Annotated in this window: 5 protein-coding genes; 2 read left to right on the top strand and 3 right to left on the bottom strand. The window is 44.2% G+C overall.

What is annotated here, in order from left to right; all coding sequences use genetic code 11:
* Positions 1-781, top strand: a 781-nt coding sequence (locus ACVBDU_RS07145; protein ID WP_447178419.1) for an IS3 family transposase, incomplete at its 5' end; no start/stop codon positions are given.
* Between the two features lie 270 nt (positions 782-1,051).
* Positions 1,052-1,390, top strand: coding sequence for a tRNA-binding protein (locus ACVBDU_RS07140; protein ID WP_447179078.1), 339 nt, complete (start codon positions 1,052-1,054; stop codon positions 1,388-1,390).
* Between the two features lie 42 nt (positions 1,391-1,432).
* On the opposite strand, the gene ACVBDU_RS07135 is transcribed toward ACVBDU_RS07140, so the two are convergent.
* From ACVBDU_RS07135 to ACVBDU_RS07125, 3 genes are all read right to left on the bottom strand, one after another.
* The gene (locus ACVBDU_RS07135) at positions 1,433-3,943 is read right to left on the bottom strand and encodes a M14 family zinc carboxypeptidase (RefSeq protein ID WP_447179077.1); all 2,511 of its coding nucleotides are present in this window, start codon (positions 3,941-3,943) and stop codon (positions 1,433-1,435) included.
* 98 nt (positions 3,944-4,041) lie between these two features.
* Positions 4,042-4,413 carry a PUR family DNA/RNA-binding protein gene (locus ACVBDU_RS07130; RefSeq protein WP_447179076.1) on the bottom strand — a complete coding sequence of 124 codons (372 nt, stop codon included), beginning with the start codon at positions 4,411-4,413 and terminating at the stop codon, positions 4,042-4,044.
* 82 nt (positions 4,414-4,495) lie between these two features.
* On the bottom strand, positions 4,496-6,253 hold the full coding sequence (locus ACVBDU_RS07125; RefSeq protein WP_447179075.1) for an ABC transporter ATP-binding protein: 1,758 nt from the start codon (positions 6,251-6,253) through the stop codon (positions 4,496-4,498).
* Positions 6,254-6,338: the final 85 nt, after the last annotated feature.

The following is a 6,338-nucleotide window of genomic DNA, read 5'->3' as shown; positions in this document are numbered from 1 at the left end:
CCACCAGGAACAACTCCGGGTTAGGAATAGTGTTCTGGAAGGCGCAAGGGAGCTTCGTAAGGGCCATCCTCGGCTGGGTTGTAGGAAGCTCTATGCGGAGCTCAAGCCTACCGGGATGGGTCGGGACAAGACCGAGGCCTTATTGCTGAGTCATGGCTTTAGGTTAAAGCGCAAGCGCAACCGTTACCGTACCACTTATGGGGGGAAGCATTGGTATCCTAATCGGATCACTGATTTACAACTAACCGGGATCAACCAGCTTTGGGTGAGTGATATTACCTATATCGCTGTATCGGCTAAGAAGCCTTATTACCTGACCTTGATCCTGGATGTGTACAGTAGGAAAATCAAAGGCTGGAGTTTGTCAGCCACCCTGACCGCAGAGGATACTATAGTTGTAGCTTATAGGGAAGCCCTGGCCACGACTGCTAAAACCGAACGGAAACAACTCATATTTCATTCGGATAAAGGCAGCCAATACGTTTATAAGCGATTAGCTGAGTTACATACAGAAAATCAGGTACAGCCTAGCATGGGCGGTAAAGCCTGGGAGAATGCTCATGCAGAATCTTTAAACGGCATATTAAAAAATGAATATATCGATTTTGACCACTCCCATATCAGTTTAAAACAAGGGAGAATATTGATAAAAAAAATCGTAGAAAAGTACAATTATCAACGTCCACATGGTTCACTAAAAAATATGAAACCTGTAGAATTTGAAACCTTTGTTCAGGGGTTAACCCCTGAACAAAAACCGAGATTTAAGATTAATTATTAACCAGAAAAAAGGCAACCATATTCAGGCATGCCCAAACTTGTAACCTGTAACCTGCAACCTGTAACTAACAACCTGTAACCTGCAACCTGTAACAAAGAAACAATCCTTCCGGCTCCATCCCGATATCGGGATTCCTCAACCCCGAACCGCAAGACTGTTACCGCTCCTCTCATTGCTCATTTATAATGGTTTATCCTCCGGCGAGCGTTAAATCCTTTGGAATTGGGTATTTCTTGTATTAAGTTTGGTGTTTTTTAAAATACACTGACAATGGAAGAAATATCCTGGAATGATTTTGAAAAGGTAGAAATGCGGGTAGGGACTATCGTGGAAGTAAACGATTTTCCAAAAGCCCGGAGACCCGCGTATCAATTGGTCATAGACTTCGGAGAGACCATTGGCCGGAAAAAATCATCGGCACAGATCACCAGACGATATACAAAAGAAGAATTGCTGGACCGGCAGGTAATAGCCGTAGTTAATTTCCCCAAAAAACAGATTGCCAATTTTATGAGCGAGTGCCTTGTGATAGGCGCTGTCGGGGGAGAAGGGGACGTGGTATTGCTTGCACCCGATTTTAAAGTAGAGAACGGGCAGAGAATCGCCTGATGGTATTCCTCCGCCCGTAATAATTTTTTCGGAACCTTTCGTTTACATGAACTTATGGAAGTAAACAGCATTCATAAGTAATTTGTTGGTGCCAAACCAGAAAGCCCGGAAATTGGTGTTGTCGGTAAACAGTATGATTTTTCCTTTGCCCGACTGCTGTACTTTAAACGGCACCGAACCCTTCAGTTGCCCGAGGTTCTCTTCGGAGATATACCCGCTTACCAGGGGGGTATCTGTGTATTGTATAGGATTGTTATAGCTTTGCTTGTCCGGTTCCATAAAAATATTGGTGTTGCGGAACAGGGATATGCTGTTGTTTTTATACCCAAAATTTATAGGATGCGACCGGTCGGTATCCGCCTTGAATATAGCGCCGCCCGTCACCTGTGCCCCGCGAAAATCCCGTTGTTCCTCGTAGGAAACATTTTTGGCGGTGATATCTGTTTTTCGGAATTCGGCAGTTATAAATTCATTGCTTTTCAGCCAGTTTATAGCATTTCTGTAAGCGATAAGTGTACCGCCGTTTTTTACCCATTCCTGTAATTTTCCCTTAATGTTATTGTTCAGGCTGCCCCAGGTGTTAGTAAGGATAAAGACATTGTATTTATCCAGGTCTGCGCGGCTGAAATAACTTTCGTCTATTTTGGTGATGGGAATATCGTATCGCTGGTCGAACAGGTGCCATATTTCCCCCGCATCATAGGGAGAGATGCCATTACCGGTCAGGATAGCTACTTTAGGCATTTCCAGGGTGCCGAACTGCCCGCTGCCGAGATCTGTGCCTGTTGCGGAACCGGTAGATACCCCGTGGATATCTATATGCGACGCTTCGGCTACCTTCTGTAAAAACGTGTAGAGTTCATCGTTGCTTATATCCTGGTTGTGTACCGGGATCATAATGGTTCCGTAATCATATTCTTTACCTTCTATAGAAAAAATGCTTCTGCCCGCTTTTGCACGGATACCTTTCCGCAATATTTGATAAAGGGCTTTCGGGGTATAGTATTCGTGCCATTCGAACAGGTAAGCGTAATTGCTTTTGGCGGTAACACTGCCTTTTCGCAGGTGGAGATCGGTTACTTCTTCACCTCCGCGGGAAGCGTTTACTTCCGTATAATCCACATCAAATGCCAGGGGAAAGGTCCAGGATGAAATGTCGTAAAAGAGGCTGTCCGCAAATTCGGTGCGGGTCTCAAACATGGCATCTATGATCTTCATGTTCTTTTGGTTGCGGGGAACGACATAGCTGAACCCTTTTTTGTACGCTTTTCCTTTTTCCGTAAAATCTTCGGCTACATCATATACCCTGATCCGTTGTTTTTTAAGTATTTCCGCAAGGTGATAGGTCTTCGCCGCATCCTTTTCATTGCCGAAAACAATAGCTTTTCCTTTGCTTTTAGCTGCTTCTGCACGGGTATCCCCATAAAAATCGCGTTGGTAGTCCAGGAGTTTCTTTCGCATGTTTTGGGCGGCTTCCAGGGTAGAAAGGGCGGTGGTAAACTGGTTTCTTATGGTAAAGGGAAAGGTGAGGAGGCCATTGTCGCTTTCCTGTACATGACCCCGGGAACTGCCCTGCTCGAAGAGGATACCGATACTTCCGTTTATATCCGGGAAGGTAGAACCTTTTCCGTAATAAAAATCATCGTAGTTCTCTTCCGAAAAATAAAGGGACCCGATATTGTCTAATGCCTTCACATGGAATTGCGCGATTTCCCTGGTCAGTTCCTGGTTCATTTTCGGGGTTAAAGGATGTACCCTTGTCGGTTCTCCGGGCTGAAAGAAGAACGTGGAATTGGTTCCCATTTCATGATGGTCGGTAAGTATATTAGGCAGCCATCGGTGAAAGCTCTCTATCCGGGCACGGCTTTCCGGCAATTGTACGGGGAGCCAGTCGCGGTTCATATCAAACCAGTAGTGATTGGTCCTTCCTCCCGGCCATACTTCGTGGTATTCCCTTTCGTTATTGTCCGGGTTCAGGTTTTTGCTCCGGTTTGTATTGGCCCAGTAAGCAAAACGTTGTACCCCGTCCGGGTTGAGTGCGGGGTCCAGGAGTACTACGACATTGTTAAGCAGTTCATCCATTTCCGTTCCCTGTCCCGCCGCAAGATAGTAGGCCACCGCAAGTGCCGCATTGGAGCCGCTGGGTTCGTTGCCGTGTATGGAAAACCCCTGGTAGACCACTACAGGCATATTGTCCGTGTTGAGGTCTCCACTGCCTGCTTCCGTAAGTCTGATATGCTGTTGCCGTATGTTTTCGATGTTCCGGTGATTTTGCGGGGAGGTAATTATAAGGAGCGGAAGGGGCCGCCCTTCGTAAGTAGCTCCCCTGTCTTCCATAGTGATGCGATCGGAAGCCCGGGCGAGCGTTTTCATGTATTCGATGAGCTTGTCGTGAGTTACGTGCCATTCGCCTACCTCGTGCCCGATAACACTTTGCGGCGTAGGGATATCTGTATGATAAGAGATGTTTTGAGGTAGATAATAATCCAGGTTAACAGGTTGCTGCGCGTAGGCAAAATGCACAAGCAGGAAGAGTAGCGCTGATTTTTTCATGATTATTGTGGTTAGTTGGGAATAAACGAGTTCAATATAAAAAAAAACCGCTCCTTTTTGCGGGAACGGTTATAGATTTTAAAAAAAAGTTTTAACGTTTATATGTCGTCAAAACTAAGATCCGTAAAAGTTTCGTTGGCAGAAGCTTCTCCGTTGGACTCAACTTCTTCTTTTTTGAAGTCCTTTTGGTGACGTTCGGAAATTACTTCTTGTCCTTTTTCGTCTATAACGTAATCGGTCATTTCCCCAAGTATATCTCTAAAAGCATCGAAATCTTCCTTGTACAGATAAATTTTGTGCTTTTTGTAGTGGAAAGAACCATCGTCATGGGTGAATTTTTTACTCTCCGTAATGGTTAGGTAGTAATCTCCTGCTTTGGTCTCCCTTACATCAAAGAAATAAGTTCTCCTTCCGGCTCGTAATACTTTTGAGAATATTTCATCTTTCTCTAGTAAATCTTTTTCACTCATAATCCCTCTAATCTTAAAAATTAGTTGTATAGTTAAACAGAACCAAAAATGTGAAAAAAAATGAAATGAAGCAACAAAAAACTTACATTTCTTTTTCCGAAAGCTGGCTCAGGTACAGGTCTTTGTAATATCCTTCCGTATTTATAAGTTGATTATGAGTGCCTTGCTGAACAACCGAACCGTTCTCCAGAATAATGATTTTGTCGGCATTCCTGGCCGAGGAGATTCTATGGCTTACAATAATGGTTGTTTTTTGTCTTGAAACTTTGTGCAGGTGTTTCAAAATCTTTTCTTCGGTTTCGGTATCTACCGCCGAAAGGCAATCGTCAAACAAAAATATTTCCGGGTCTTTGATAAGTGCCCTGGCTATGGACACCCGCTGTTTTTGTCCGCCACTGAGTGTAATACCCCTTTCGCCCAGTACCGTATCGTATTTTTTGGCAAACTTTACAATGTTTTTATGTACCACCGCCCGTTTGGCGGCATCGATAACCTGCTCGTCGGTAGCATCTGCCTTACCGAACCTGATATTGTTTTTTATACTGTCCGAAAAGAGAAAAGCTTCCTGGGGTACGGCCCCGATGGATTTTCTCAGGTCGTACAGGTTGAGTTCCTTTATCGGGGTGTCGTCAATACGTATTTCTCCTTCGGGCACATCATACAATCTGCCGATGAGGTCCAGTATGGTCGATTTTCCGGAACCCGTTTTGCCGATAATGGCCAGGGTTTCTCCCCGGTCCAGCGTAAAGGACAGGTTGTTCAGTGCGGTTATATTGGTGTCTTCATAGGTAAAAGATACATTCCGGAATTCGATCTTTCCCCGGATAGGGGTAGGCTCCGGGTTGTTGTTTTGTATTTGAGGTTCCGTCTTCAGGAACTCGTTGATCCGTTTTTGAGAAGCTTCCGCCCGCTGTACCGTTGAGGTTACCCAGCCTACAATGGCCACCGGCCAGGTAAGCATGGCAATGTAAATGATAAACTCCGCGATGATCCCCACGGTTTCTATCTCCCCGTTTATGTACTGGTTGCCACCAACATATATGGCAATGGTACTGCTTATACCGATAAGGAGCGTCATCAGCGGCATAAACCATGCCTCTACTCCGGCCAGGTCCATACTTTTTTTCCTTCCGTCTTCAGCCAGGGTTTCGGATTCCCGGTTAATCCTGGGTTCTATGTTATACGCCTTTATTACAAAGATTCCCGAGAAAGTTTCCTGCGAAAATGTAGACAAGGTAGACAAGTATTGCTGTACTACGGTACTTTTCTTGTGAATAACCCTGCTGATCCTGTAAATAAGGAAGGAAAGAAAAGGGAGTGGTATCAGGCAGTAAAAAGCCATGGTTGGCGATTTGTAAAACATAATAGGGATCACACATACGAAGAGCGTCAGGGTCTGTATACTGTACATCACCGCCGGCCCTGCATACATACGTACCTGGTTGACATCTTCGCTGATACGGTTCATCAGGTCTCCCGTCCGGTTCTTTTTGTAAAAGTTGAGCGATAATTTTTCGTAATGCCGGAATATCTCGTTTTTCAGATCGTACTCGATATAACGGGATATGTTAATGATAGTCTGCCGCATCAGGAAAGTGAAAAAAGCCGATAACAATGTAGAACCTATAATGACGAGAATATAGGTAAACAAAGTAGATTGTAAGGCTGCTTTATCCGCATTTTCGACGGATAGAAAATCCTCCACAGCAGAGATGGATTTACTGATATAAGGTGGCATGACCAGTGAAAATATCCTGGCTATGATAGTGATTATGATGCCGATAAGGAGTTTTACCTTATATTTTTTAAAGTATTTGTTAATGTATTTTAATTCCTTCATAAAATAGCGAAAAGAACAGTTGTTTTATTAAATCGTCATTTTGAAACGGGTTTTTTTAAGATATTGTCAATTTATTCGTATTTTT

This window comes from Sinomicrobium endophyticum, from assembly GCF_052983315.1.
This window is presented reverse-complemented; position numbering and strand designations above follow the sequence as displayed.